Here is a 26214-nt window from a genome sequence, read left to right as displayed (position 1 = left end):
AGTTCTCTAATTATGAGCCAGTTACGTATCTGTAGGTCCAGAGATGCGCCCGCGCGTACACGCACACAGGACTGGCTCATAATTCCGAACCAGAGTCCCTTGAGTCCCTTCCCGAGAACTATTGCCCCTGTGACCTGCATGTTTTCCAGGGACTGAATTGCAGGGACTGAAAATTCCCGAGACCCTGCCGATGACAGCCTTGTCCGGTCCCTGGGCGCCGGCCCAGGGACCGGGGCTCCCTGACCCGCGGCAACGAACACCGGGGCCGACCGGCAACCGAAGGCCGTCCTTCAGGGGATCCTCGAGCACCACTTGACCTTGGACGAGCCCATCCGTCACCTGTCGGTCGGACAACGGGCAGAGGGCTTCTTGCCCCGCCTGGCCCGGTGTGGCAAGAGCGGGACTTCTCCGAACTTTGTCCGGAGTCTCGCCCTGTTCCAGTGGGCAGTCCCCCAGTCCCCCAGTGTCCTGGTCCGGGCGAAAGCCCTGGCAGAGACTCCGGACGTCCTGCCGCCAGGACACCCCCGTTTGATGTCACTCGACGTCACCCGGTGGACGGCCGCTGGTCTTGCGCAGGGCCGTCTCGTAGATCTGGGGACGGTCGACCGGCGGCGGTGCGTCCCGTGAGCCAGGAAGGGCCCGTCCCAGGCGGGCCAGCGGGGACAAGGCCATCACCACCGGGGACAGCATCATGCCGGCCGCCGTCACCAGGATGCTGGTGCGCAACCCCCACTCCTGCGCGAGGAATCCGCCGAGCAGAGAGCCGAGCGGGGTCAGCCCCATACCGGCAAACGTGATCGTCGCGGCCGCGCGGCCTTGCATCCCGTCCGGAGTGACGGCCTGCCGGACAGACATGACCGTGACATTCACCAACTGGCCGCCGGTCCCGAACACGAAGTTGACCCCAAGGAGCGCGGGAACCGTCACCGCAGTCGAGCCGTGGAGCGCGGGCACACACAGCATCACGCCGTCGCCGAGTGCCGCCGCGGACACGAGTACCGGGCCGTACCCGAACCGGTTCGGCAGGCGGGCGGCCAGCATCGAGCCCAGCAGCGCGCCCGGCCCCGTCGCCGCGAGCGCCAGCCCGACGGCGGTGCCCGACAGGTGCAGTTCCCGCGGCAGGAAGAGCAGATAGACGGTCATCATGGCCGCGAAGGAGAACTGGAAGGCGGCCGAGGCGAGGCACACGGTCCGCAGCGAGGCGTCGCTGACGACAAAGCGGAGGCCCTCATGGACCCGCCGCCAGACCCGAGGGGGACGTTCCGAGCGCTCCGGGATCGATTCGATCCGACGGATCCGTCGGATCGACAGGAACGACAGCGCGAAAAACAGCGCGCTTGAGGCGGCAGCGATCGGCGCCGACAGCAGGGACACCAACGCACCGCCGAGGGCGGGACCGCCGATCTGCGCGGCGGACCGGCTGCCCTCGAGCGCGCTGGTGCCCCGCACCAACTGATCGCGTGGCACCAGCTGTACAAGAGACGCCTGATAGGCCACGTCGAAGAACACGGACAGAGCCCCGACGGCGAAGGCGACCACGAACAGCGCGGGCAGACCGAGCCGGCCGAGTACGCCGGCCACGGCGGCGGCGCCCAGGGCCAGGGTCCGGCTGACGTCCGTCAGCACCATCACGGTGCGGGCCCGCCAGCTGTCCACCCACGCGCCGACGAAGAGCGAGAGCAACAGGATCGGCGCCTGCCCCACCGCGCGCAGGATGCCCAACTGGCCGGCACCGGCGTTGAGCGTCAGGACGGCGAAGAGCGGCAGAATGACCAGACTTGCGTGTTCGCCGAGCTGGGAGGCAGTCTCCCCCATCCAGAGTCTGCGGAAGTCGTCGTCCCGCCACAGGCTTGGCGGAACAGGCCGACCGGAATCGGATTCAGCGGAGGAAGCGGACGGCACGAGGATTCCTTGGGTTGCCGAAAAACGAGGCCCGCCACCCGGCGCCCGAACGGCGCATCTACGGTTTCAGGCGGGGTAAGGCTCGCTGTGCCGCAACATCAAGGGCAGCACGCGATGACAAGCCGATCTCGGCCTATGACGTCAACGCGCGCTCGGACGACCGACCATGTCTTGGCTCCTCGTGGGTCACTCGCTGCACCCGGACACTAGCCCTCGGCGGCCCGATGCGAAAGGCGATTGAGGCCCGGGGCAGCCGGCCGGGCCCAGTTCCGGCCTGCCGCCTCGCCAGCTCGCCGTGCTCATCCTGCGTGACGTCCTCGGATTCCACGCGAGCGAGGTGGGCGACATGCTGGACTCGAGCGTCGAGTCGGTCAAAAGCGCCCTCAAGCGGGCGCGCGCCACCCTGGAGCACCGACGGCCCACGACCGACGACCGCGAACCGCCGCCCGCCTGCGGGTCCCCCTCTGAGGATGCGGTCGTGGCGAAATTCGTCCGCGCGTGGGAGTCCGCCGACCTCGATGCGCTGGTGGCCCTGCTGACCGATGACGTCTTCATGTCGATGCCACCGATGCCCTTCGAATACGAGGGCCGAGACGTCGTGGCCCGCTTCTGCGCCGGCATCTTCCGCGCAGGTCGCAGGTTCGACCTCGTCCCAACGCGAGCCAACGGTCAGCCGGCGTTCGGCGCTTATCTGCGTGCCCCCAACGGCATCAGCCACGGGATCGGCCTTTACGTCCTCACCCTCACCGGCGACCGGATCTGCGCCCTGACCCGCTTCGACAACAGCGTGCTCCCCTGGTTCGGGCTACCGCGATCACTCCCAAACCGATAACCAGCTTCCCAGCGGCGGATGTGCGCCGCAGCGAAACACACACCGCGGATGTGCCGGTGCAGCTGCCAACATCCAACGTGCTGTCCGCTCGTACAACACCCGGACCGTGAACGGCCGGCTGCCGTCCGTTACCACATCCGCGCTGGAACGCATAGGTCCAGGCAGGTCGTTGTCCACGACGACCGCCTCTCTCCCCCCGCTCCCCCTCCATCTCTCCCTCCGGCAACGTCTGCCTCGCCGGCGCGTCCAGCAGACTTCTCCGCATGGCTGCCGTCGCTGGGTGGCCTGTCCATCATCGCCTGGCGGTGATCTTTCGCTGGTACGGTCCGGTCATGCCGCGCCTGGTGGAAGTTCCTGGGTACGTACGTTTCTGGACCGCCTCGGCTGTGTCTGCTTTCGGTTCTCAGGTCACGGGGCTGGCCTTGCAGATCCTCACCGCCGTGGCGCTGAGCGCATCTGCCACGGAGGTAGGCATCGTCAACGCCGCCCGCTGGGTTCCGTATCTGCTCTTCGGACTCATAGCCGGGGTCGTGGTGGACCGCCGGCGACGCAAGCCGATGATGGTCGCCACGGATCTCGGAAGGGCAGTCCTGCTCGGTGCGATACCCGTGCTGTATGCGCTGGATCGGCTCAGCATCCCCGCGCTGTGCATGTTCGTCTTCGTGTTCGGGGTGCTGTCTCTGCTGTTCGAGGCGGCGAACCAGTCGTACGTGCCACAGCTGGTACCAAAAGAGCTGCTCAACGCGGGGTACGCCCGTGTGCAACAGGCCGACGCGGTGGCCGGCTCGACCGGCCCTCTGATCGCCGGGGTACTGATCAAAATCATGGGAGCGCCGCTTGCCGTGCTGGTGGACGCCCTCACCTATCTGATATCCGGCCTGCTCCTCGCCTCGGTGAAGGCACCCGACCCCGTCCCCGATCCAGGCGCACGGCGCAGCCTTGGTAGCGAGCTGCGCGAAGGGCTTGCCTGGGTCTACCGGCATCGCACACTGGCGTCCATCGCCCTGACCTCGCACGCGATGCTTCTCTTCAACAGCATGGTGAGCACGGTCTTCGTGGTCTTCGCCCTGCACGACCTCAAGATCGGGGAATTCGGTCTGGGGGTCACCTACGCCTTCGCGAGTGTCGGCGCGGTACTCGGCGGTGCGATCTCCGGGCGCGTGGCCAGAAGACTCGATGTCGGCGCCACTCTGATCGCCTTCCGCCTGCTCGCCGCCATCGGCTGGCTGCCCCTGGTCCTGGCCGAGCACGGACCGTGGGCGCTTGCCTGCGTGTCGCTCGCCTTCTTCGTGGTGTCCCTGGCCATCGGCATCGAAAGCCCGGTGGAGATGAGCTATCGGCAAGCGGTGACACCCGACCGGCTGCGCGGGCGGATGAACGCGACGATCCGCTCGATGAACTGGGGAATGGTAGCGGTGGGGGCACCGCTTGGCGGAGTATTCGCCGACCAGGTCAGTTATAGGTTCGCCCTGTGGATTGGACTGTCCGGAGCAGTCATCCAGGCACTTGTACTGGCAGTTTCTCGTACTCGGGGGGCTCGCACTGCCGACGAACTCGATCCCTCGACAGCTGACCTGACACGTCACGGCACAGAAGCCCCTGCCGGGGAGGGCAAGGGCTGATCAGCTCGCGGTGGCATATGGGGCGCGGGCAGTCGTCCTGGTGCCGGCGAGCCGGTAGGACTCGGTTCCGGTCTCAATGATGTTCCCGCCGAAGGCGAGACGGTCGACGATGGCCGCGCAGAGCCGCAGAGCCGTGAACGTTCTGGTCTCCCCCGGCCGAACGACTCGTTGGAGGCGATCGCGACGCTGTTCCTCTCCTCATGCTCGGTCAGCACCTGAAACAGCAGCTCAGCGCTCCGGCGGTCGGGCTCTCTACAGCCCAGCTCATTGATACAGAGAAGATCGACGCGCCCTCCCGCGGGAACTGCGCCGCCTTGATGCGCCGTTCGGAGCGTTGCCGGGCACGGTCGTCGTACTCGGCCATCAGCAGTTCGGCGAGGAACCCGCGATACGGCATCTGGTGCCGGGGCGGCTGCTTCGGCCAGTTCGGGGAACTGGGCCCGGATGGTGGGCAGCCGGAGCGTGCTGCGTGCTGCGTGATCGAGGTCGGCTGGGGCCCTTGGAGATGTGCGGGTCCCCTGCCGCATTGAGGCAGGGGACCCGGCGGCCTGGGTGCTGTAGCCGCATGGCTGTCGATCGCCGGCAGCGAGACGAGGGCGCTTCCTGAGTCAGGACGCCGAGTTGGCGCGGGTGCGTGAGGCCAGCTGGGTGTGGTGCTCGTTCAGGAGCGTCAGCATCTTCTCGAACTCGGCAGGACTCATCTTCCGGATCAAGTGGTGAGCGAGGAAGACCCCGTCCTCATAGGGCAGTCGGGGCGGCGTACGGCTTCCGGCGTAAGACTGCTCCTCGACAGCCGTGCTGCCGTTGGTGCGCGGTTCGGGCACAACCTCCGAGGACTTCCCGGCCCGCTCCCCCGCCGGGACTGCCTCCGAGACCGGGCTCTCCTCCTGCGTCTGCGGCTCCTCTATTACGCCGTAATAAGGGGAGGCGGTGGCAGAAGGCTGCGCGCTGGTGCCGGTCGGCTGCTCCTGCGGCTCCGCCTTCTTCCGCTTCTGCTCCGCCTTCTCGGCCTCCTCGTGGGCTCGCCGGTCCTTGAGCTCGTCCAGGGCCGCCTGCTGTTGTTCGGCCGGCCTTTTGCCCACGGCGCGCAGCAGGTCGATGGGTTCCTGGCCGATGCGTTCTTGGAGTTCGGGGGTGAGGGTGAGCAGAGCGAGGCGCTGTGAGACCCAGCCCTGGGAGCGGTGCAGGCGCTTGGCCAGGGCGGTCTGAGTGCCGTGGATGGCCAGCAGACGTTCCAGTGCGCGGGCCTCGTCCAGTTCTTCGAGGTCCTGGCGGTGGATGTTGGCGACCAGTGCCGATTCCAGGAGTTCGTCGGCTGTGGCGCCCTGGTCGTCGCTGACCATCACCTTGATGGTGGCGAGGCCTGCTTCGCGGGCGGCGGCGAGCCGGCTGCTGCCGTCGATGACGACGTGGGTGGTCTCCGGCTCGAGGTCCCTTTCGCGTTCTGGGTTGGCCTTCGCATAGGCGTCGCGGTTCATGACCGTGATCGCCACCTTCTGCCCGTGGGTCTTGAGGCTGCCTGCGAGGTCGGTGAGGTCTCCGAGGCTGGAGCGGGGGTTGTCGGGGTTGAGGCTGATGCGGTGGACCGGGAGTTCGGTCGGCGCGGCGATGCCTTCGGTGGGTACGCCGGTGGCGGCGGCGACGGCCTGTCGGCGGGCGCTGACACCTCGGGCCTGGGCGCCGCCGAAGCGTCCGGCGCCCAGCTGGTCGGCCTTGCTCATGAGATCTCCCTGGCAAGCGCGCGCATGCCGATCGCCTGTTGTGACTTGGGGGCGTAGGACAGCAGGGGCTGTTTCATGCGGACGGCCTCCTTCTGTTCCTTGAGGTCTCCGATGAGACCGACGACCCGCGGATCCTTTATGTCGACCCATCCCTGGAGAGAGGAGGTGGCGATGTAGCCGCGGCGGCCGTCGTAGAGGTTGACGACGATGCCGAGGTAGTCGATGTCGATCTGCAGGTCGCCGCGCAGGTCGTCGATCTGGTGGGTGAGGAGTTCGTAGGCGTCGGCCGAGCTGTCCTCGGCCTGCACGACGATCAGGGCTCCGGACTGGCCGGGCTTCTCTCCGTTGCGGCGTCGGCCGTAGTAGGCGGCGGCGTCCATGCTGAGCCCGAGGCTGGGCGGGCAGTCGACCAGGATGACGTCGTAGTCGGCTTCGAGTGGGGCAAGTGCCCGCTCCAGGGCGGCTTCCCGGGCGCGTACCGCGGACAGGCGTACGTCGAGAAGGAACGCGTCGTTGCAGGCGGGCAGGAGGTGGAGGCGATCGCCGAAGTTCTCGTCGTCGATGGAGACGATGAGGTCGCGGAGGTCGCCCTTGGGGTCGCCGGCCATGTGGTTGGTGAGGCTGTCGCCGTTCATCGGCAGCGGCGTGGCGCCCAGCTGGTTGGTGAGGTGGCATTGCGGGTCGAAGTCGACGAGCAGGACGCGCAGTCCGAGTCCGGGAAGATCTTCGACGTCGAGGGGGCCGTCGGCGTTGTCGCCCGTGGCAGCGGCGAGCTGTTTGGCAATGCGGACGCGATGCAGGGTGCCGGCGTCCTCGGCCAGGGCTTCGCCGGTGCCGGCCGTGATGGCGGTCTTGCCGACGCCGCCCTTCTGGTTGCAGACAATGATGCGCCGCGTGATCGCGGGCCGTTCGATGTCCGGGGCCGGGTTGGAGTCGAGCCACAACTTCACGGACTGGGCAAGGCCTTGGATGAGGGAGAGGCGGCGGTCGGCGACGACGCTGCGGAACGCCTCCCACTGGCCTTCGGGGAGGAAGGTGGAGAAGGAGTCGGCGCCCGCGGTGTCGACGCCTGCCGGGGCTGATGCCAGGTTGCACCAGTCGCTGATGCCCTGTTCGACGGCGGCCTGGATCTCGATGCCGCGCTGGGCGGCTCTGATTTTGAGGTCCTGCCGGAGCCATCCCGGCAGTTTGGAGACGACCTTCTCGCGGTCGCTGGAGGTGGCTGGCGAGGTCATGATGGACACCTTACTAACGTGCTTGATCGTTTGCGTCATCGACACGTTAGTTAGACAGACTTGTTATGGCCGAACTGTCCGTGGAACCCGCTCGGCTATTACGCCGTAATAGCTGATTGAGCGTCTGATCATGAACCAGTGGCCCTAAATGGCCCTATTGTTCCGTGTTGTCGAGTGCGGTGAGGCCACACTGGCGCCGGCCGGGCTCGCGCGGGAATCTCATCCACGTGGCCCGGATCGCCCGGGCGTAGGCGGTGTCTTTCGCCTGCTTCCGCAGTGCCCCGCCCATGTGCGATCCCGCCCCCGTTTGCTGCGATCCCCAGTCAGGCCTCCACTCACCACTGTCCGTGAGACATCCTCAGGAACCGGCGCTCACGGCTTCGTCCAGCCGGAGGCCCGTGCTGATCGCTCACCGCCTTCACCGAGACGGGACATCCGGCGTGCGGTCTGGGGCAGTCCCGCCGCGGGACGAGCGGCCGCCACAGAGGGGGCGCCATTATTACGGCGTAATAGAGCAGCCGCACGGCGCAGGGTGTGTTCCGGCGAAGGCATTGTTGTCGCAGCCGTCGCAGCCGTCGCAGCCGTCGCAGCCGTCGAGGGCAGACGGCGAGCTATTACGCCGTAATAGGGCTCGGACGGTACCGGGCCCTCCCCCACAGCGGTCGAAGCGGTTGCGCTGTCCCCCGCAGGCATGGGCAGTCTCAACTTCCGTGAGTCCCGGCCTCCGTAGCACCGTTGAATCCGAAGCCGATCTACGGCCCTGTCAAAGCCACGTATCTTCCGAAGGACCTGCCTCGGCGGACCAACCTCACTCGGGAACTGCCACCGAACGTGAGGTGAGGCGGCGACCAGAAACCGCTGGAGGGCCAGGCGAGCCACTTCACCTCGGTCCGTGCGATCCCGCTCGTCCTGCGCCGTGTGAACTTGGGTCGTCGCGTCCAGGGCCTCCTGAGCCAGCCGACTGAGCTCCGGCTCGCCGCAGACAAGCTGCACCCGGCACAGCGCTCCTGTGGCGTCAGCCCTGCGCTGGTAGGACTCTTCGGTGGCGGTGGCGGTGGCGGTGGCGGTCGCGGTTTGAGGACTGCGCGGGTCCGCCTGCTCAACGTGCCAACGACCGTTCTCACTGCGGCGGAAGTCGGTGGCCGCTGAGGCAAAGGCCGTCACGGACGTGCCCGGCCTGCACTACGCGATGGCTGAGGCGCTGCTGGGGAGGCTGCTTCGGCCGGGAACGGGACGCGTTCAAGGACTGCCTGAGCGGCGGCTTCGCTCTAAGTGGCTTGGGTGAAGTCCGGTGCGGTACCGCGCCCTGCAAGGGACGCGGGGCCGTATCGATATGCGGCTCCGCCGCGTGGGCGCGGCCAGCCCCCACCGGCCCGCGGGTTCACCACCGTGCTTCCAGCGGAGCGCTCAGTGCCACGTCAGGCTTCCGGGGCCGCGATGAAGCGTTCCAGCAGGGTGCACAGCAGCTCCTGGTCGTCCTCATCCATGTGGCCGAGGAGCCGTGCGGCCACGTCGTCGGCGACGACGGACGCCTCGGTGAACAGCGCCCTGCCCAGTTCGGTGATCTCGACGGCGTAGGCGCGGCGGTCGGTGGGTGAGGGGCGGCGTATGGCCAAGCCGCGGGCCTCCAGGTCGTCGACCGTGCGCACCATCGAGGACTTGTCGCCGCCGGTGAGGTCGATGAGCCGGCGCTGGCTGAGCGGTCCGTGCAGACCCAGGTTGAGCAGGATGCCGTAGTGGCGGCCCTCGATGCCCAGGGGACGCAAGGCCTCGGCGAACGTCCGTGCCGCGCGCCGCTGGGCGAGACGGAGCAGCGGGCCGATGCGGACCCGGTCGGTGCCGAGCGGGCGGGGTGTGGAGTCGGGCGTGTTCATCGGCATCCAGCATAGGGCAAAGCGAGATTGGTTGTAATGAGATGGTTCTAGATGGCACTATCTCGGCATGCCTAAAATGATTGCGTCCACCCCGCCCCCGGTCCAGGTGCCGCCCACGCCCGCGAACGGCGGACGTCCTCCGGTGCGGCGCTGGGCCCTGATGCTCTTCCGGACCGTGGTGACCTGCGAGGCCGTCCTCGCTCTGGGGCAGGCGGTCCTCGCCGGAAGCTTTCTGTCCGGTCACTACGCGGCCCTCGACCTCCACGCGCTCAATGCCACCGCCACCGGGCTCACGGCCGTGGCGCAGACCGCGGCCGCGCTGCTGCTGTGGCGGCCGGGCGGCGGACCGGGCTGGCCGGCCCTGGTCTCCGTCGCGCTCTTCGGCGCGGAGGCCGGGCAGATAGCCATGGGGTACGGGCGGGTGCTCGCCGTTCATGTCCCGCTGGGCGCGGCGATCATCGCCTGTACGTTGCTGATGCTGGTCCGGGCCTGGCGCCCGGCGGCCGCATGGACCCCGTCCTCCCGTACCGAGGGCGCCGGGCGTACCGAGGGCTCCGCCGCCGAGGAGGGGTCCGCATGACCGGCGGCATCACCAGGCGCCGCCTGCTCGCCGCGGCGGCCGTGGGCGGCGGCGCGCTCACCGCGGGCGGATGGGCCGTGGCCGGCGGGGCGCTGACGTCCGGTCAGCCGGGGCTGCTGCTGCGCAGCCGGGCCCCGCTGCCGAGGCCGTACGAGGTGCCGCTGCCCGTGCCGTCCCTGCTCGCACCGGTCAGCACGAGCGGCACGGCGGACGTCTACGAGATCACCCAGCGGCCGGCGCGGCTGCGGATCCTCCCGGGTCTGGAGACCGACGCCTGGACCTATGACGGGACGTTCCCGGGGCCGACCATCGTGTCCCGTTCCGGACGCCGGACGGTGGTGCGGCACCGCAACGAGCTGCCCCGTCCGACCGTGGTCCACCTGCACGGCGGGCACACCCCGTACGGCAGCGACGGCTATCCGACCGCGTTGATCCTGCCTCGGAACAGCACGGCAGGCACAGCCGGCACGGCCGGGATGCCTGGCGTGTCCGGGGCCGATGGCCCGCAGGACACCGTTGCCGGGCAGCGGACGTACACGTACCCGATGGAGCAGCGGGCTGCCACCCTCTGGTACCACGACCACCGCATGGGCTTCACCGGACCGAACGTCTGGCACGGGCTCGCCGGGTTCCATCTGGTCCACGACGACGAGGAGACGGCCCTGCCCCTGCCCGCCGGGGAGCGCGACATCCCGCTGCTGATCGCCGACCGGTCCTTCGCCGCCGACGGCTCCTTCCAGTACCCGGCGCTCGATGCCGGACAGCGCACGGCGGGCGTCACCGACTGGTACATGGACGGTGTCCTGGGCGACGTCATCCTGGTCAACGGGGCGCCCTGGCCGGTGCTCGAAACCCAGCGGCTGCGCTACCGGCTGCGGCTGCTCAACGGCTCCAACGCCCGCCGCTACCGACTGGCGCTCGACCCCGCGCCACCGGGCGGCGGCGCTCTGGTGCAGATCGGCGGCGACGGGGGCCTGCTGGAACGGCCGCTCGCGCACGACACCCTGGACATCGCCCCAGGCGAGCGCTTCGACGTGGTCGTCGACTTCGCCCGCTACCGGCCCGGCACCCGGGTACGGCTGGTCAACCGCCTGGGCAGCGGCGGCACGGCGGCCGTCATGCGGTTCGACGTCTCCGGTGCCCGGCCTCCGGCCGACGACTCCCGGGTACCGGACCGGCTCTCGGCGATCCCCGTGCCGCGGACCGAGCGGATCGCGGCGACCCGTACCTTCCACTTCCAGCGGCGGGCCGGATCCGGATGGACCATCAACGGCCGCCCCTACGAGCCCGGCAGGCCGCTGGCGACCGTCCGCCTCGGCACCGCCGAGGTGTGGCGCTTCGTCACCGACTTCCATCACCCCGTGCACCTGCACCTGAACCACTTCCAGGTGACCGCCCGCAACGGCCGGTCGCCGGGCCCGTACGACGCGGGCTGGAAGGACACCGTGGATCTGCGTCCCGCCGAGTCCGTGGAGATCGTCACGCGCTTCACCGACTACCCGGGGCGGTTTCTGCTGCACTGCCACAACCTCGAGCACGAGGACATGGCGATGATGGCCGACTTCGTCACGGAGTGAGCCAGACCTCGCGCCGATCACGCAGCCCCGCAGCCCCGCAGCCCCGCAGCCCCGTAGCCACCCAGCCATCGACCCGGTCTCGGTGACGTCAATTCCCAGTGGGGGTGGGAGCTTTGGCGGGAAGTGGTGGTGATGCCGAAGATCCTGACGGTGGAGTTGACGCCCGAGCAGCAGGTCGAAGTGCGTCGACGGCTGGCCGGGCGTGATCTGTCACGTAACGAGCGGCGGAGGTTGGAGTGCATCCGGTTGCTGGTCCGGGGCCTGACGGTGCCGCAGGTCGCCGAGCTGCTGGAATGCAATGACCATGCGCTCGACGAACTCCGCGGTGTTGCCCCAGGTTGGCTGTGGGGCACCGGCCGGAGCCGGAGCCGGGACCGACCGCCGCCTCGCCGGCTGGTGAGACGGATGCGCAGCACGAGCCGCCGGCGGGCGGTGGTCGCCGCCCAGATGCCGGTGTGGGGTGAGGTCGGGGTCTGCCAGGGCCCACTTGAGGCAGTCTGTGAAGAGTGGGCAGGCGGGGGAGACGGGGCGGGCAGGCGAGCCTCGTGGAGCTGCTTCGTGACCGCCTGAGCGTGGCTACACTCCCCGCCCGGCAGGGGCCCTTTCCCGAGCGAAGCGGGAAGGCGCACTCTGCCCCGTTCAAGGAGGGTCCCCATGCTGGTCCGTGCAACCTCGTTCACTGTCGACCTCGGCGAAGGTGGCTACCTCATCGGCTTCACCGACGACTACGAGTACCCCGGCGAGATGCCCTTCGGCTGGCGCTGCGGCCCGGCCGGCGAGGCCGGCGCCGTCGTCCTCACCACCACCGACACCGGCCCCCTCCAGATGACCGTCCAGGTCCACGACGCCCCGCCGGGACCCGAGAGGGGCTACGACTGGGAGCCCGCTGAGGAGATCAGCCTGCGGGCCGACATCTCCACCCTTCGCCTCGCGACTCTCGAACAGGGCGACATCCTGGACGCATGGCCGGACGAGGAACCTCCCCTCCACATCCCGCCCTTCCCCGACGGTTCCGACGGTTCCGACGGCTTCGACGGCTTCGACGGCTTCGACGGGGTGCGGATGCGCCTGTACTGCCACGCCGCCGACCCCGAACCCGGCATCGGCGACCACGGGGAACGCCACCTGGTCCAACTCTGGCGCGCCCCCGACATGCCCCCCGTACACCCTGAAATCACCGAGGCAGACCGGCAGGCGCGCGCCGACTACGCTGCGGACACGGCCACGCCCGTGGAGGACTACACCGCCACATACACCTACACACATCGTGGCGAACAAGACTGATGCCCGCTGTGCGTTCTTGCCGTCGCCGACCAACTGCGCATCTGGAGGGTCTGCTCCGCCCCAGGGCGGGCATGAACAAGCCCCGGCTGGACGGGGGAGGCCAGCCGGGGCCGTAGGTGGTGGCGTGCGGAGGGTGGTCGCCTCGCGGCGGAAGGCTCCATGGGGCTTCAGCCGGACGATCGTCCCCATGGGCTATAGGTGAGGCCCGGGGACACTGTCCCCTCCGCAGCCACATATGGATGAACGGTCAACCACCCCTGGTTGTTCCGTCGTTGACATCGGAAACCACGTGAACTGGGACACGGCCGGCGGGCGGCGTGTGCTGGGTCCAGGGCGACATGGGCCGCGCGGCCGCCGGGCACCGGGGCGTCGCCGTTCAGGCGGTGCCCGCGGGGACCGGCTCGGGCGCGGCGGTGTCGGAGGCGGCCGCCAGGAACTGGGTGGCCGCCAGTTCCCCGTACAGCGGATCGTTCGCCACCAACTCGGTGTGGGTGCCCACCGCGCGTACCTGTCCCGCGTCCATCACCACGATCCGGTCGGCCAAGGTCACCGTGGACAACCGGTGCGCCACCACCAGGACCGTCACGTCCCGGGACACCTCGGTGACCACGTCGCGCAGCGCCAGCTCGTTGACCGCGTCCAGCTGCGAGGTCGCCTCGTCGAGCAGCAGCAGCCGCGGCTTGCGCAGCAGCGCCCGGGCGATCGCCACCCGCTGCCGTTCTCCGCCCGACAGCTTCGACCCGCGGTGTCCGACCACCGTCTCCAGCCCGTCGGGCAAACGCTCCACCAGAGCGTCGAGCCTGGCCCGTACGAGAACCTGGCGGATCTCCGCCTCCGTGGCATCCGGCGCACCGAACAGGAGGTTCTCGCGGAGTGTGCCCGCCAGCACGGGCGCGTCCTGCTCGACGTATCCGATGGCCGCCCGCAACTCGGCCAACGGCCAGGCGCGTACGTCCCTGCCGTCGACCAGTACCCGGCCGCCGCTGGTCTCGTAGAACCGCTCGATCAGCGCGAACACCGTGGTCTTGCCCGCACCGGAAGGACCCACGAACGCGGTCATGCCCGGGCCCGGCACCTCGAAGCTCACCCCGTCATGCACCTGCGGAAGGTCGTCCCGGTAGCGGAAGGTCACCTCCTCGAACGCCACCGACGCCGGGCCGTCGTCCGGCCGCGTGGCCGGCCCGTCCATGTCCTCTACGTCTTCCGTCTTCAGGCGCTCGGCCTGCTCGATCCGTGCGATCGCGGCTGAGCCCACCTGGTACTCCTGGGCCGCCTCGGCCAGGCGGCCGATCGGGTCGAACAGGTAGAAGAGGAAGAGCAGGAAGGCCACCAGCGTGGAGACGGATATCGTGCCGGAGGCGACTCGCGCCCCGCCGACGCCGAGCACCGCCAGGAACGAAATCTGCACCGCGAGCCCCACCGAACTCCACGCCATCGCCTGCCACTTGGCCGACCCCACCCCGTGCCGCCAGGCCTCGTGCGCCGCCTCCTCGACCTTCGCGACTTCCCGCGCCTCCGCGCCCGACGCCTTGAGCGTGCGGAATGCTCCGAACGCCCGCTCCAGCGCCGTGGAGATGATGCCGACCGCCTCCTGGGAGCGCTCCGTGGCCTGCGCGATCTTCGGCAGGACATAGCCCGTCGCGCAGCCGACCAGGACGATCACTCCCAGCGTGACGCCCAGCAGCACCACGTCCATCACGCCCATCAGCACGACGGCCGCGACGAAGGACAGACCACCGGTGAAGGCGGAGACCATCGCCTTCGTGGTCACCGCCTTCAACAGCGTCGTGTCCGAGGTGATCCGGGACATCAGATCGCCCGGCTGGATCCGCTCCACCTCCGCGAGCCGCAGCCGCAGCAGCCGCCCGATCAGCGAGCGCCTCGCCTCCAGCACCACGGACTCGGCGGTGCGCTCCAGGATGTACGCGCCCACGGACTGGATCGCCGAGCCGAGCACCACGAGCGCGGTGAGCAGGACGAGCAGCCCGGTGATCGAACCGTGGTCGCCGAGCCGGTCCACCAGCGCCTTGGCGGCCAGTGGCTGGGCGAGCCCGGACGCCGCGCCCACCAGCGTGAGCAGCGTGGCGAGGGCGATGGCGCCACGGTGCGGGCGGAAATACCGGTACAGCGCGCGCCGGGTTTCCCCTGCGGAGATCTTCTCCGATGCCTCCGGTGGCGTCTTCGGTGATGTCTCTGGTGATGTCTCCGGCTGCGCGGCCTCTTCGGACTGCGGTTGTGCGGTGGTCATGCGCATGCGGTGATAGTGCGTACTGAAGCCGTGGCGGATCAACACGGACGGCCGGTCAGTTGAACGGTGGTCGCTGGGCACAGGTCCGCTGAGTCTCTTGAGTCTTTTGAGTCTTTTGGAGACACATTGCCGACAGAAGACATCAACTGTCGCTTCAGCACGTTAGATTTCGATCATGTCGCGCTAGCAACAGGGGAAACAGGCAGCGACTCAAGCGACCCGGGTTCACAACAGAGCCCAGGACAGCGGGCGGCGGGGGAGCCGGGGACTGTGCCGATCCTGCCGGAGTGTCTGGGAGGTGGGTCGCTTCAGTCGCTGTGCAGTTGCTGGGCGTGGGCTTCAGTCGCTGCCCGGTGCGGGCCCAGGAGGGGCAGCGACTGAAGAAAAGCGACTGAGGCCGTCTTCGGTCGCTTCTGGGTCGAGAGAAAACCCGCAGGTCAAGGCGGGTTGAAGGACACGCAGCGACTGAAGCGACTCAAGGTCCGGGTATATGAAGACATTGGCGTGTGCGCGTGTGCGTCATATATAGAGGCCTTGAGTCGCTTCAGTCGCTGTTTGGGGTTGTGCACCGCACTTGACCTGCTGTTTTTCTCTGGACCTTCAGTAGCTACCGAACTATCTTGAGTAGCTGTGGATGTCGGCTCAGTCGCTGGCGGGTCACCGGGGGGCGACCCGGGGGCGACGGGGGAGCGGGAGAATCGTTTCGCCATTGACATGGGCAGCTCTAAGACATCCCAAGTCCCTGCCTTCTCACCCCGGTTTCGCTAATGTACCTCCGTCGTTGAGTCGCTTCAGTCGCTGATGGGGGATGTGCGTGGCTCCTGAGCAGCGCGTTTTACGTAGCGACTCACGGTCGCTCGCGACCGCCAGGTGGTGCGCCCGCAGCGGCTGGCCGGTCCACCCGCTGGCCGCGGGACGCAAGACCCCGGCAGGCAACTGCGAGACGTGCCGTGCGCCGGGCCACACCTCCCAGGGATGTGAGTGCCTCGGCGCCGGTCGCTGGTGCCACGGTTTTCACGCCGCCACTCTCGACCTCGCCCGGATCGACCAGTGGTGGGGGAGTGACCCCTCGCTCGGCGTGGGTGTCGCCTGTGGCCCGGCCGGGCTCGTCGTCGTCGATGTCGACGCGCACCAGCAGCGGTTACCCGACCGGGACCGTCTGCTGCCGGGCATTCCGATCTCCGCCGACATCGACCTGACCGGGCTCGCCAACGGCTTCGACACCCTGGCCGTGCTGGCCGCCCTGCGCGGTGTCACCAGCCCGGCCGACGACGACACGACGCTGCGCGTACGCACGCCGTCGGGAGGCCTGCACGTGTGGTACCGGGCCCACCGCGGCCACCGCTGGCAGTGCTCCGCCGGCTCGGGCGCCGGGCGCGCGTTGGCCTGGCAGGTGGATGTACGGGCGCACGGCGGGTACATCGTCGCTCCCGGGACCACGACGCGAGCGGGCACCTACATACCCGTCGGCCCCGTGCGAGAGCCCGCGCCCCTGCCGGACTGGCTGGCCAGGGAGCTCGAGCGCACAGGGCATCTTCCGCCCGCTCACGTGCCCGCTCCGCGCCCCGTACCGCCGCGGGCGCGCCAGGCGGTCATCGCGGCCGGGGGAGGCCGCCAGACGGCCGCCAGGGCCCTCGGTACGGTGCTTGCCGAGGTTGCGGGGTGCGCCGCCGTCCCCGAGGGGGCCGCGTTCTCCGAGAAGCTCAACCGGGCCGCCTACACGGCCGGGGGGCTGGTGGCGGCCGGACATCTGACCGAGACAGAGGCCGGGAACATCCTCAAAGAGGTGGCGGAGCGGGCGCGTCCCGGACAGGAGCGCCGTTACACCCCGATCATCCGCGGTGGTCTGAGCGCCGGTTCCAGGCGTCCGCTGTCTCCCGGGAGACAGCCGTGACCGCCCACGACGACAACGCCCTCTTCGACGCCCACGCCGTGGCCACGCAGATCCTCGCCCAGTTGCCGTCGCCGCACCTTCCCTCCCCAGGAGGGGAAGCGACCGCCGCGGCGACGGCGGAGGGCCTGCTGCCCGATACCCTCACCGACCGGGGCAACGCCAAGCTGTTCGTCAAGTTGTACGCCGATGACTACCGACACGTCCCGGGTCTGGGCTGGTACCGCTGGGACGGCACGCGTTGGCAGATCGACGAGGACGACACGGTGGTGTGGGCCGCGGGAGACATGGCGGAGTCCATCGCGACCACCGACCCGCGCGGGGTGTACACGAACGCGGCTCTGCAGCAGCACCGACGCCGTGCCCTGAGCACCAGCGGTATGAACGCGATGCTCACGCAGGCCAAGTCCGCCCCGGGCATGGTGCTCAACGCGGCGTTCCTGGACGCCGATCCGTACGCCCTGTGCACCCCGTCGGGCATCGTGGACCTGTGGACCGGAGCGGTCCGTGCGCCCGACCCGAACAAGGACTTCCACTCCCGCTCCACGTCGCTGGCGCCGCAGCCGATGCCCACGCCGCGCTGGGACCGCTTCCTCACCGACACCTTCGGCGAGGGCACCGAGGGTGCGGAGATGACCGACTTCCTGCACCTGCTGCTCGGCTACTCGGTCACTGGTGACGTCGGCGGTCAGGTCATGCCGTTCCTGTGCGGCTCCGGCAAGAACGGCAAGTCGGTACTCCTGGACGTGCTGATGAAGCTGCTCGGTGACTACGCGGACGCGGCCCCGCCCGGCTTCCTCATGTCGCGTCCCTACGAAGGCCACCCGACCGACCTGGCCGAGCTGCACGGCCGCCGTGTCATCGTGTGCAGCGAGGTCAAGCCCGGGGACAAGTTCGACGAGGCCAGGGTCAAGCTGCTCACCGGTGGCGACCGCATCAAGGCGCGCCGGATGCGGCAGGACTTCTTCAGTTTCGAGCCCACCCACAAACTGTGGCTGCTCGGCAACCACCGGCCCGAAGTCGGCACCGGCGGCTTCGCGTTCTGGCGACGTATGCGCCTGATCCCCTTCGAGCGGGTGGTCTCCGACGACCGGAAGATCGACAATCTCGCGGACGTCCTGGTCACCGAGGAGGGGCCCGGCATCCTCAACTGGCTCATCGAGGGGGCCCGCCGCTACCTGGGGGGCGCGAAGGACCTCACCGGGCCCGAGCGCGTGCGCATCGCCACCACCGCGTACGCGGAGACCGAGGACCACACCGGCCGGTTCATCGGCGAGGCGTGTGTACTGGATGCCGAATTGAGGGCAGAACAAGCACAGCTCTACGCCGCCTACCGAGCCTGGTGCCAGAATGAGGGCGCACCCGCTGTCTCTTCTCGCTCCTTCGCCGCCCGGGTCCGTGAGACGGTGGGGCTGGCATCGCCCAAGGAGATGATCCTTTCCAACCAGCGGAAGTACTACCCGGGCATAGGACTGCTCGTGGACGAGGAGATGGCATGAGCGCTCTCATCGCAGAGGACGAGATCGCCCATGAAGCCGAGCTCGTCTGGCTCGAGGACATCGGCGACCTGGACTACGTACGGCAGAGCCTCGACCGGCTGCCGACACGGCGCGGCAAACCGGCCTACCACCGTGACGGCCGCATGGTCGGCTACGCCCTGCTCGGGCCGGGGGCGAAGCCGTCGCGCTCGTCCGGCACCTTCCGCCGGCGCGTGTTCTGGCTGCTGCCGCACGACCGCGATACCGATCCCGCGGGCCTGTACTCCAGCGGGGCGCCCGCCGAGGCCATCGACCCGCGCACGCTGGCGCCGGGCAGCAAGGGCCGCAAGACCGAGCGCTCCGAGGGCGGGCCGCCGTCCTCGGCGATGCAGGAACTGGGCATAACCCTGCCGTTGTAGCGCCGCTGCGGCACCGCTGTAGCGGGGCACGTCTGGCCGACCGCCGCACGGTGGCTGAGGGGCATTGCCACCGTGCGACGATCGGCCAGACGTATTACGGCGTAATAATCGGCCGACGTACTACGGCGTAATGAGGTGCAGCTTCTCCTCTGCAGGGAGGGCCGGCCGGTGAGCGAGCGGGTCCGTGTGCCGTGCGGCGGGTCGTCGTTTCTCGGCGGGCGAGCCGTGGAGGAGGGGGATCTCGGACAGCACCTCTTCCGGAAGATCGAACGCCTCGACCAGCGTCATCATGTGCGGGGTGAGCTCGCCGATGATCGTCTCGATGGCGGTGGAGAGCGTGCGCACGTGGTCGACGGTCAGCCGTTTTTCGGCGAGGAGGTCCCCGGTGTGTTCGGCGAGTTCCTTGAGCAGGAACAGCCGGCACAGGCGCTCCAGCAGGGAGCGCGCCATGGGGTCGCTCGCCTGCTCGACCGCGGCCAGGAAGGCGTCGGCGGCCTGGAGCCGCGCATGGGCGGAAACCATCTTGAGGGCCGCGGCGGAGGTCCCGTTCCACCGGGCGATCGGATCTCCGGACGGCCCCTGGCGCAGTGCCTTGCGGGCCCGTGCCTGCCAGATCGCCTCGACATCCGAGAGCAGATCCCGCAGGAAGTAGGGGTCGGTCAGCTGCCGCTCGCCGGGCGGGATCGTGCGTGAGGGCCGTAGGTCCACCTGGTGCTCGAAAATCATCTCGGAGGCGGCCTTGAGCCAGATCACGAGGTTGTCGCCCTCGGCGGTGATGGTGCCCTCGAGATCCGTCATGAGTTCGGTCAGCCGGTTGGCGGTGAACAGTCCCCGTGCGCCGCAGCGCTCCCGGCACTCGGTGACGATGTCCCGTGCCTGCCAGGTGGTCCAGCCCTTGGTGATGGCCACCAGGCGCTCCTTCTCGGCCCGGTCGGCTTCGGTGTGCTCGGCCCACTGGGACACCGCGGTCCGGTGCAGGAACGTCATGGCGTAGGTCGCGGCGATGGCGTAGAGCAGCCTGCCGGAGTGACTGCGGTGGGCTGTCAGGGGCACCCGCTCGCCCGCCTTCGGGCCGCTGATACGGCGCGTGTGGGCGTAGCGCACAGCAATGGCCAGCGCGGTCCGCGAGACGCCGACGGCCGCGCCGCTCATGCACAGCTTCCCCATCGTCACCCGGCCGATGGAGCGCAAGAAGCGCTTCCGCCGGTTTCCCACGGTGCTGCGCATCATGCCGTCTCGGTCCAGTCGGCCGTGCTCGGCCTCCAGCAGCGCCGTCCGTGGCAGCCGCACATGGTCGAAGGAGGTGAGGCAGTGGTCGACGGGACTGCCCATGCGTTCGGAGAGCGGATGGACGCTGACGCCGGGCCGGGTTCCCCTCTCGTCGCTCAGCGGCGTCAGGAAGAGGAAGACTCCTTCGTCCTGACCGTCGATCAGCAGCCGCGCCGCCACCACGGCAGTCTTCGGTCCGCCGATGGGGCTCGTGTTGGGCATGAACTTCCGGGCGCCGGGGGTGGGCGTGTGCAGAACGAAGCCGCCCGTCGCACGGTCGAGCGTGGCGGTGGTCTCCAGGGCCGCCGCGTCGTTTCCGTGCTCCACCTCCGTGCACAGAAACGTTCCTGTGCGCTCCAGCGAGGAGAAGCCGGACAGGTCACGCCGATAACCGTCGTGGTCCAGCAGGCTGCCCAGAAAGAGGTTGTAGTGGATGGCCGACAGCGTTCCCAGCCCGCTGTCGACCACTGCCGTCCACTCGATCAGGCTCGCCAGCCGGTGGGAGTCGTACGCGAGCGCTTCGGCACCGTCCAGGGCGCTGTTGACCAGGCGCAGCCGCTGGTAGGAGAGAGCCGTGCGTTCGGCGGCGGACAGTCCGGTCCGGGGGGTGAAGTCCGAACCGGCGATGAGAGTGCGCCAGGGGGCGTGTACGCGTTCCCGCTCGTGCTGGTCGTAGAGCAGGTGGGACAGTTCGCCGCGAGCCGTGGCGTCGGCGTCGGCGTCGGTGGCCGGGGGCGGACCCCCGGCCGGGGCGGTCTGGGGGGAAACCGCCGCGCGGGTGCGTGCCGGGCCTTTCTTCTGGAGCGTCAGCAAGGTCATGGACCTCTCCCCGTCGAAGACAGCTCCCGGCGTGTGGGGAGCCCAGGCACAAGATACGTACCAACCGGTTTTCTTTTCAAGACGATTCGGCCAGTTCCTGTTGCGTGATCATGTGCCGGCAGGGCGCGGCGGAGGTATCCGGTCTTGCCCCGCGGAGGGGGCTCGTCCGGTGTGATGTGCGCTCATGTGGTGTTCGGCGGGCGTCTGTGCGCGGCCTTGAGCACCAGGGCGCGGGGGCCTTGAAAAAACCGAGGCGCTGGTTTTATTCTGCATCCCGCAGTCGATTCCGAGTGACCCTCGATCAACTGTCCGTCATCAACGTGCCGTTATGCCTATGGGTGGATACTCGCGACATAGAGTAACCAGCAGTAGGGTACGAACCCTACGGTCTGGTTTTGCTGCAGTACTGGTACGGAGGTGTGTGATGGCGCGACAGGAACGAGCCATTCGGACTCGGCAGAAAATCCTTGTCGCCGCGGCCGAAGTGTTCGACGAGGTCGGATACGAGGCCACCACGATCTCTGAGATCCTCAAGCGGTCGGAGGTGACCAAGGGGGCGCTCTACTTCCACTTCACCTCCAAGGAAGAGCTCGCCCAGCGGATCCTGGCAGAGCAGATCCATGCGATTCCGCCGGTCCCGCCGCAGGACCTGGCGCTCCAGGAAGCGGTGGACGAAGCGCTGCTGCTCACGTACCTGCTGCGCTCGGGTGATGCGCGGGTGCGGGGCAGTATCCGGCTGACCGTCGATCAGGGCTCTCCCCAGGACGGCCTGGACCGGAGCGTGCCGATGCAGGGGTGGATCAACCGGTCCGTCGAGCTCTTCGAAAAGGCCAAGGCGAACGGGGAGCTGCTGCCCGACGTCGACGTGGTGTCGCTCGCGAAGCTCTTCGTCGGGTGCTTCACCGGTGTCCAGGTCCTGTCGAACATCATGACCCGGCACGAGGACATGCTGGATCGGGTGTCCGAGCTGTACCGGCATCTCATGGCGACCGTCGCGGTCCCGGGAGTGCTCGTCCGGATGGAGTTCGCGCCGGGGCGGGCGCAGCGGGTGTACGAGGCCGCCATGGCGCAGAGTCGGCGGACGCCGGGAGAAGTGGACGAGCTCGTCTAGCGAGCCCCTGCGGTACTCCATCGAGGAGGGGGAGGGGACGTGAGTCCCCTGTGCGGTCACGTGTCGAGGCGCGGTGCGCAGAAACCAACCGAACGGAGTGCACAACTGATGGAAATGACTGCATGCCCGTACGCGCTGGACGTTTCAGGGCGTGACCTCGTCGGTGAGGCCGCGCTGCTGCGGGAGCAGGGGGCGGCTGCCAAGGTGGAGCTTCCGGGCGCGGTGGTCGCATGGGCCGTCACCCGGCACCGGTACATCAAGCAGTTGCTCACGGACTCCCGGGTCTCCAAGGACGCCCGTCAGCACTGGCCGGATTTCCGGGAGGGGCGAATACCGGAGGACTGGCCGCTCTACCACTGGGTGTCGGCGCAGAACATGCTCTTCTCCTACGGCGAGGATCACGCACGGCTGCGACGGCTCGTCGCCGGTGCGTTCACCAAGCGGCGTACCGAGTCTCTTCGGCCGCAGGTCGAGGCCATCACCAAGGAACTGCTCGACGAACTCGCATCGGCCCCGGCCGGGCAGCCGGTCGATCTGCGTGCGGCGTTCGCCAGGCTGCTGCCGATGCGGGTGATCTGCGAACTGTTCGGAGTCCCCGAGGACGGGCGGGCCCCGCTGGTCGACGCGATCGACAGGACGATCAGCACCTCGGCGACGCCGGAGGAGATCTACGCCGCGCAGGTCGAGGTCTTCCTGCTGCTCGGCCGGCTCGTGGCCGAGAAGAGAACCCGGCCCGGCGACGACCTGACGTCCGCGCTGATCGAGGCGCACGAGCAGGGGGACCGGCTCACCGAGCAGGAGCTGGTCGACACCCTGTATCTGGTGATCGGAGCGGGGCAGGAGACGACAAGCACCTTGATATGCAACGCCATTGCGGTACTGCTGTCCCGGCCCGAGCAGTTGGAGCACGTGCGGGCGGGCCACGCCGACTGGCAGGACGTGGTCACGGAGATCACGCGCAGCGACAACCCCGCGGCGTACATCCCGCTGCGTTTCGCGGTGGAGGACATAGACCTCGACGGTGTCAGGATCTCCAAGGGGGACCCCATCATCGTCTCCTTCGCCGCTGCCGGTACCGATCCGGAGCGGTACGGGGACGACGCGGGGGAGTTCGATGTCCTGCGCGCCCAGAGCAGCGACAACCTGGGCTTCGGCTACGGCGCGCATCGCTGTCTGGGGACTTCGCTGGCCCGCATGGAGGCGACGGTCGCTCTGTCGATGCTCTTCCAGCGGTACCCGGAGCTCTCGCTCTCCGAGCCGCTGCAGCAACTGGAACGGTTGGGCACCTTCATCATCAACGGTCCGAAGTCGCTGCCCGTCCTGCTCGACGGACCGGTGAACTGACCTCTCGTCATCGACGCGAAGCGGCCGGGGCCCTGACCGGGGCTCTGACCGGGGCCCCGGCCCTGGCCGCGGCCGCTTCGCGCGGTGAGGGGAGATCCTCATGCCGGCGACGATCCGCGCCCGGTTCGGGGTGGGCGACGCCGACTGTGCACTTCCCCTTCATCGGCTCCCCTTCATCGGCAGGGCCGAACCGGCCCGCGCGGCCCGCGCGGTCGGGTCAGCGGCGGCGCGGCGGCGGGGCCCGTGACGCGCGCCGGCCCGTGGCACCCGCCGTCTCGCGCGCTGACGGGGCGTCACCGCACACCCGGGCCGCCGGTCGGCCGGTGCTCGTCAGAATTCGCCGCGACATCCCCCGCGACATCCCCCGCGACATTCTTCGCGACCGGAGGCGGCCGGACGGCTCTACTCCTGTGCCGTACGCGGCTGGACGGGCTCCTTCCCCTTGGCCGTATGCGGCTTGGCGGACTCCAGGTCGACGGTGGCCAGCGCTTCCGCGGTGGCCAGGCGCGGCAGCACGAGCCGCCAGAAGCGGGTGAGCGCGGCGGGAGAGAGCCACCCGGGCTCCGCGCGCCCGAGCACTTCGAAGCCGGTGGTCGCCGCCGTGACGGAGGTGATCATGTCCTGCCGGGCGACGCCGTCCGCGAGGAGGTTCTCGTCGGCGGCCTCGGCGAGCAGGTGCTGGATGCACTCGTGCCACTCGCCGCGCAGCTCGAGGCCGGTGCGGTGAGGCGTCTCGCAGCTCAACCGGTACCCGGCCCGGGCCACGACGTCGTGGCGGAGCTGGTCGGCCAGGGCATGGGAGGTGCTGATCAGCCGCTGCAGGGCGTTCATGCCCGGGCGCTGGGCGGCCTGGGCCGCCCTCCGCAGGAGCACCGCCGCGGTGGCTTCCACGGTCGAGGCTATCGCGGCCTTGTTCTCGAAGTGGAAGTGCAGGGCACCGGTGCTGACACCCGCGCTGGAGCTGATCTCCGCCAGGCTGGTCCGAACGTACCCGTGCCGCTCGAACGCCTCGGCCGCGGACCGGATGAGCGACTGGCGGGTATGGACGGCACGTTCCTGTTTCATGACCAGGGGCTCCTAGGGGGCGACTGGGTGCACCATGCAACCTAAAGTATCAAACCAGGGTGCTGGTTTCATGTCTCCCCACCCGGTGTAGTCGGCTGTAGCCGCTCCGCAGCGGAAAAGTCAGGGACAAGCCAGGGGCAAGCGCGTTGAGGTGGCGTGTTGCGCGCCCTGCAGAAGAGTTGCAAACCGGCACTTCGGTATGTTCATATGGTCGAACCGAGGGGTTGGGGGCCTACCCGCGACGGCGTGCCCTTCCGAGCCGCGTTCCGGGGGTGTGGGGGAGTGCGGGTGGGGCGTCCCCGCGATCACGGCCACAGAGGGGAGCCGTCGGTGTACCTGTACGACTCGCATGTCCCGAGGCGGAGCGCAGACACGGGACCGGGCGTCACTGGGTGGCCGGGTGAGTTCTCGGGCGGCTCGACGAGCCGGTCGCACGGTCCCGCCGCCGACGCGGCGGAGATACGCCGGGAGGCGGGGTGATGAGCCCCGATCTGGCGGTCGTCGCCGACCTGTCCCGCGTCACCGGCGCTGCCGAGGACCGGCCGGCCGTGGTGCCCATCGACGCGCTGCTGGCCTCCGACTCCCCGCGGCTCAACGGGGAGAACGCGGAGCACGTCCAGACGCTCGCCAAGCTGCGGGACGCGCTGCCGCCGATCCTGGTGCACCACGAGACGATGCGCGTCATCGACGGGATGCACCGGCTGCGGGCCGCGCGGCTGCGCGGTGACGAGACCATCGCCGTGGAGTATTTCAAGGGCAGCGAGGACGACGTGTTCGCGCTGTCGGTGCGGTTGAACATCGCCCATGGGCTGCCGCTGTCGCGCGAGGACCGGATGGCTGCGGCGGAGCGCCTCCTCAAGGTCTATCCGTACTGGTCGAACCGGCGGATCGCCGTCAACGCCGGGCTGTCCGCGACCTCCATCGCCTCCTTGCGCCGCCGTTCAACCGGTCAGGGCGAACAGTTGACCGCCCGGGTGGGCCGGGACGGGCGGGTACGCCCGCTGCACGCGAGCGAGGGGCGGCTGCGGGCGAGCCGGGTGATCGCCGACAACCCCCATGCGTCGTTGCGGGAGATCGCCGAGCGGGCGGGTATCGCCGCCGCCACCGCGAAGGACGTACGCGACCGGATGCGCCGGGGGGAGGATCCGGTGCCTGCCCAGCGCAAGGCGGCCCGGGAGAAGGTGACGGCGGCGGCTCCGGGCCCCGACGAGGGGAGCGCGGAGCGCACCTCCCCGGCGGCCATCGGGCCGACCCTGTCCAACATGCGCAAGGACCCGTCGCTGCGCACGGATGCGGGGCGGACGCTGCTGCAACTGCTTTCCGCCCACTCCATCGGCGACGACGCCCAGTGGGATCTCTGGATGCGCGGCGTGCCGGAACACCGCAAGGACATGCTGGCGCAGGCCGCGCGCCGGTGTGCGGACCGCTGGCTGCGCTTCGCGAACGAGCTTGAGACGCGGCGTATGTGACGGATGGTCACGGGACCACCGATGGTCACGGGATCGTCCATGGTCACGGGATCGTCGTGGCATTCGGCCGGGCCGCTGTGCGGCGTCGCCGTCTGACGGACGACCGCCGCACCCCGAGAAGCGCATGAGGGAAAGGGCCCGTGACAGCGTGGGCATCTGTACAGCGTGGGCATCTGTAGCGGGTACGCGGGCGGCGTGAGGGCCTGGCGGCGCCCTCGTACGCCCCATTAGCAAACCACTGGAGCGGTTTCTTTCTGGGGGCTGGAACACGCCACGTGGATGCCCGTGCCGGCCGCTGTGGACCCAGGTCGCCGGCCCTCTCCCGCTCGTGGGCTGCCCTTCCGGCGAGTCGTCGTCGGCCCCTCGGTACGGCATCCTCCCCGTTGTAAAGAAACCAGGGCACTGGTATTTTTCAGCCATGCGGGGGCATCAGGGGGAGCCGTGTGGAACCGGCCGACGCGATCGCGACCGCAC

17 protein-coding genes and 2 pseudogenes are annotated in these 26214 nt (G+C 69.1%); 11 read left to right on the top strand and 8 right to left on the bottom strand.

Translation table 11 applies throughout. The features are described from left to right. Positions 1-534: 534 nt before the first annotated feature. Entirely contained in the window at positions 535-1902 is a 1368-nt protein-coding gene (locus OG747_RS51760) for an MFS transporter (protein WP_405886427.1), read from the bottom strand. Positions 1903-2176: 274 nt separating this feature from the next. Between OG747_RS51760 and OG747_RS51755 the strand changes: the two are divergent. Next, positions 2177-2734 (top strand): annotated as a pseudogene (locus OG747_RS51755) (nuclear transport factor 2 family protein); the annotation flags it as partial. A gap of 332 nt (positions 2735-3066) precedes the next feature. After that, entirely contained in the window at positions 3067-4356 is a 1290-nt protein-coding gene (locus OG747_RS51750; RefSeq protein WP_331744956.1) for an MFS transporter, read from the top strand. On the opposite strand, the pseudogene OG747_RS51745 reads toward OG747_RS51750, so the two are convergent. From OG747_RS51745 to OG747_RS51730, 4 genes and pseudogenes are all read right to left on the bottom strand, one after another. After that, positions 4357-4883: pseudogene (locus OG747_RS51745) on the bottom strand (ATP-binding protein). Positions 4884-4964: 81 nt separating this feature from the next. Then, positions 4965-6077, bottom strand: coding sequence for a ParB/RepB/Spo0J family partition protein (locus OG747_RS51740; RefSeq protein ID WP_331743178.1), 1113 nt, complete (start codon positions 6075-6077; stop codon positions 4965-4967). Then, the gene (locus OG747_RS51735) at positions 6074-7312 is read right to left on the bottom strand and encodes a ParA family protein (RefSeq protein WP_331743181.1); all 1239 of its coding nucleotides are present in this window, start codon (positions 7310-7312) and stop codon (positions 6074-6076) included. Before OG747_RS51735 ends, OG747_RS51740 begins: the two co-directional genes overlap by 4 nt. A gap of 1418 nt (positions 7313-8730) precedes the next feature. After that, positions 8731-9186 carry a MarR family transcriptional regulator gene (locus OG747_RS51730; protein ID WP_331743184.1) on the bottom strand — a complete coding sequence of 152 codons (456 nt, stop codon included), beginning with the start codon at positions 9184-9186 and terminating at the stop codon, positions 8731-8733. Positions 9187-9253: 67 nt separating this feature from the next. On the opposite strand from OG747_RS51730, the gene OG747_RS51725 reads away from it, so the two are divergent. From OG747_RS51725 to OG747_RS51715, 3 genes are all read left to right on the top strand, one after another. Further along, positions 9254-9766 carry a hypothetical protein gene (locus tag OG747_RS51725; protein WP_331743187.1) on the top strand — a complete coding sequence of 171 codons (513 nt, stop codon included), beginning with the start codon at positions 9254-9256 and terminating at the stop codon, positions 9764-9766. Next, complete coding sequence (locus tag OG747_RS51720; RefSeq protein WP_331743190.1) at positions 9763-11343, top strand: multicopper oxidase domain-containing protein; 1581 nt, start codon at positions 9763-9765, stop codon at positions 11341-11343. The genes OG747_RS51725 and OG747_RS51720 overlap by 4 nt, the downstream gene beginning before the upstream one ends. Before the next feature lie 654 nt (positions 11344-11997). Further along, a complete protein-coding gene (locus OG747_RS51715) occupies positions 11998-12627 on the top strand; it encodes a hypothetical protein (RefSeq protein ID WP_331743196.1) in 630 nt (209 codons plus the stop codon). Between the two features lie 376 nt (positions 12628-13003). Here OG747_RS51715 and OG747_RS51710 read toward each other — a convergent pair whose 3' ends face one another. Beyond that, positions 13004-14875 (bottom strand): ABC transporter ATP-binding protein, encoded by a 1872-nt coding sequence (locus OG747_RS51710; protein ID WP_331743199.1) that lies wholly within the window; start codon positions 14873-14875, stop codon positions 13004-13006. A gap of 814 nt (positions 14876-15689) precedes the next feature. Between OG747_RS51710 and OG747_RS51705 the strand changes: the two genes are divergently transcribed. From OG747_RS51705 to OG747_RS51695, 3 genes are read left to right on the top strand one after another with little or no spacing between them, the layout of a single operon-like run. Beyond that, positions 15690-16769 (top strand): bifunctional DNA primase/polymerase, encoded by a 1080-nt coding sequence (locus OG747_RS51705; RefSeq protein WP_331765217.1) that lies wholly within the window; start codon positions 15690-15692, stop codon positions 16767-16769. After that, entirely contained in the window at positions 16766-18265 is a 1500-nt protein-coding gene (locus tag OG747_RS51700) for a phage/plasmid primase, P4 family (RefSeq protein ID WP_405886422.1), read from the top strand. Before OG747_RS51705 ends, OG747_RS51700 begins: the two co-directional genes overlap by 4 nt. Continuing rightward, positions 18262-18663: a DUF6009 family protein gene (locus OG747_RS51695; protein ID WP_331743209.1), complete on the top strand. Its 402-nt coding sequence runs from the start codon at positions 18262-18264 to the stop codon at positions 18661-18663. Before OG747_RS51700 ends, OG747_RS51695 begins: the two co-directional genes overlap by 4 nt. 120 nt (positions 18664-18783) lie before the next feature. Here OG747_RS51695 and OG747_RS51690 read toward each other — a convergent pair whose 3' ends face one another. Then, positions 18784-20751 (bottom strand): acyl-CoA dehydrogenase, encoded by a 1968-nt coding sequence (locus tag OG747_RS51690; RefSeq protein WP_331743212.1) that lies wholly within the window; start codon positions 20749-20751, stop codon positions 18784-18786. A 424-nt stretch (positions 20752-21175) separates the two neighbouring features. Between OG747_RS51690 and OG747_RS51685 the strand changes: the two genes are divergently transcribed. Together OG747_RS51685 and OG747_RS51680 are read left to right on the top strand one after the other, a co-directional pair. After that, entirely contained in the window at positions 21176-21862 is a 687-nt protein-coding gene (locus tag OG747_RS51685; protein WP_331744959.1) for a ScbR family autoregulator-binding transcription factor, read from the top strand. Between the two features lie 108 nt (positions 21863-21970). Then, positions 21971-23206 (top strand): cytochrome P450, encoded by a 1236-nt coding sequence (locus OG747_RS51680; protein ID WP_331743215.1) that lies wholly within the window; start codon positions 21971-21973, stop codon positions 23204-23206. A 402-nt stretch (positions 23207-23608) separates the two neighbouring features. Here OG747_RS51680 and OG747_RS51675 read toward each other — a convergent pair whose 3' ends face one another. Continuing rightward, entirely contained in the window at positions 23609-24271 is a 663-nt protein-coding gene (locus OG747_RS51675; RefSeq protein WP_331743218.1) for a ScbR family autoregulator-binding transcription factor, read from the bottom strand. 479 nt (positions 24272-24750) lie between these two features. On the opposite strand from OG747_RS51675, the gene OG747_RS51670 reads away from it, so the two are divergent. Continuing rightward, on the top strand, positions 24751-25740 hold the full coding sequence (locus tag OG747_RS51670; RefSeq protein WP_331744962.1) for a ParB/RepB/Spo0J family partition protein: 990 nt from the start codon (positions 24751-24753) through the stop codon (positions 25738-25740). Positions 25741-26214 lie beyond the last annotated feature (474 nt).

It is taken from the genome of Streptomyces sp. NBC_01384, from assembly GCF_045040035.1.
GTDB lineage: Bacteria > Actinomycetota > Actinomycetes > Streptomycetales > Streptomycetaceae > Streptomyces.
The sequence above is the reverse complement of the archived record's forward strand: the minus strand, read 5'-3'. Positions and strand labels throughout refer to the sequence as shown.

What these genes read in the sequence shown, in the direction of transcription:
- OG747_RS51670 (WP_331744962.1), top strand. Translation starts at nt 24,751, where the DNA reads ATGAGCCCCGATCTGGCGGTCGTCGCCGACCTGTCCCGCGTCACCGGC.
- OG747_RS51690 (WP_331743212.1), bottom strand. Translation starts at nt 20,751, where the DNA reads ATGACCTTGCTGACGCTCCAGAAGAAAGGCCCGGCACGCACCCGCGCG.
- OG747_RS51720 (WP_331743190.1), top strand. Translation starts at nt 9,763, where the DNA reads ATGACCGGCGGCATCACCAGGCGCCGCCTGCTCGCCGCGGCGGCCGTG.
- OG747_RS51695 (WP_331743209.1), top strand. Translation starts at nt 18,262, where the DNA reads ATGAGCGCTCTCATCGCAGAGGACGAGATCGCCCATGAAGCCGAGCTC.
- OG747_RS51675 (WP_331743218.1), bottom strand. Translation starts at nt 24,271, where the DNA reads ATGAAACAGGAACGTGCCGTCCATACCCGCCAGTCGCTCATCCGGTCC.
- OG747_RS51735 (WP_331743181.1), bottom strand. Translation starts at nt 7,312, where the DNA reads ATGACCTCGCCAGCCACCTCCAGCGACCGCGAGAAGGTCGTCTCCAAA.
- OG747_RS51680 (WP_331743215.1), top strand. Translation starts at nt 21,971, where the DNA reads ATGGAAATGACTGCATGCCCGTACGCGCTGGACGTTTCAGGGCGTGAC.
- OG747_RS51730 (WP_331743184.1), bottom strand. Translation starts at nt 9,186, where the DNA reads ATGAACACGCCCGACTCCACACCCCGCCCGCTCGGCACCGACCGGGTC.
- OG747_RS51715 (WP_331743196.1), top strand. Translation starts at nt 11,998, where the DNA reads ATGCTGGTCCGTGCAACCTCGTTCACTGTCGACCTCGGCGAAGGTGGC.
- OG747_RS51740 (WP_331743178.1), bottom strand. Translation starts at nt 6,077, where the DNA reads ATGAGCAAGGCCGACCAGCTGGGCGCCGGACGCTTCGGCGGCGCCCAG.
- OG747_RS51685 (WP_331744959.1), top strand. Translation starts at nt 21,176, where the DNA reads ATGGCGCGACAGGAACGAGCCATTCGGACTCGGCAGAAAATCCTTGTC.
- OG747_RS51750 (WP_331744956.1), top strand. Translation starts at nt 3,067, where the DNA reads ATGCCGCGCCTGGTGGAAGTTCCTGGGTACGTACGTTTCTGGACCGCC.
- OG747_RS51725 (WP_331743187.1), top strand. Translation starts at nt 9,254, where the DNA reads ATGCCTAAAATGATTGCGTCCACCCCGCCCCCGGTCCAGGTGCCGCCC.
- OG747_RS51710 (WP_331743199.1), bottom strand. Translation starts at nt 14,875, where the DNA reads ATGACCACCGCACAACCGCAGTCCGAAGAGGCCGCGCAGCCGGAGACA.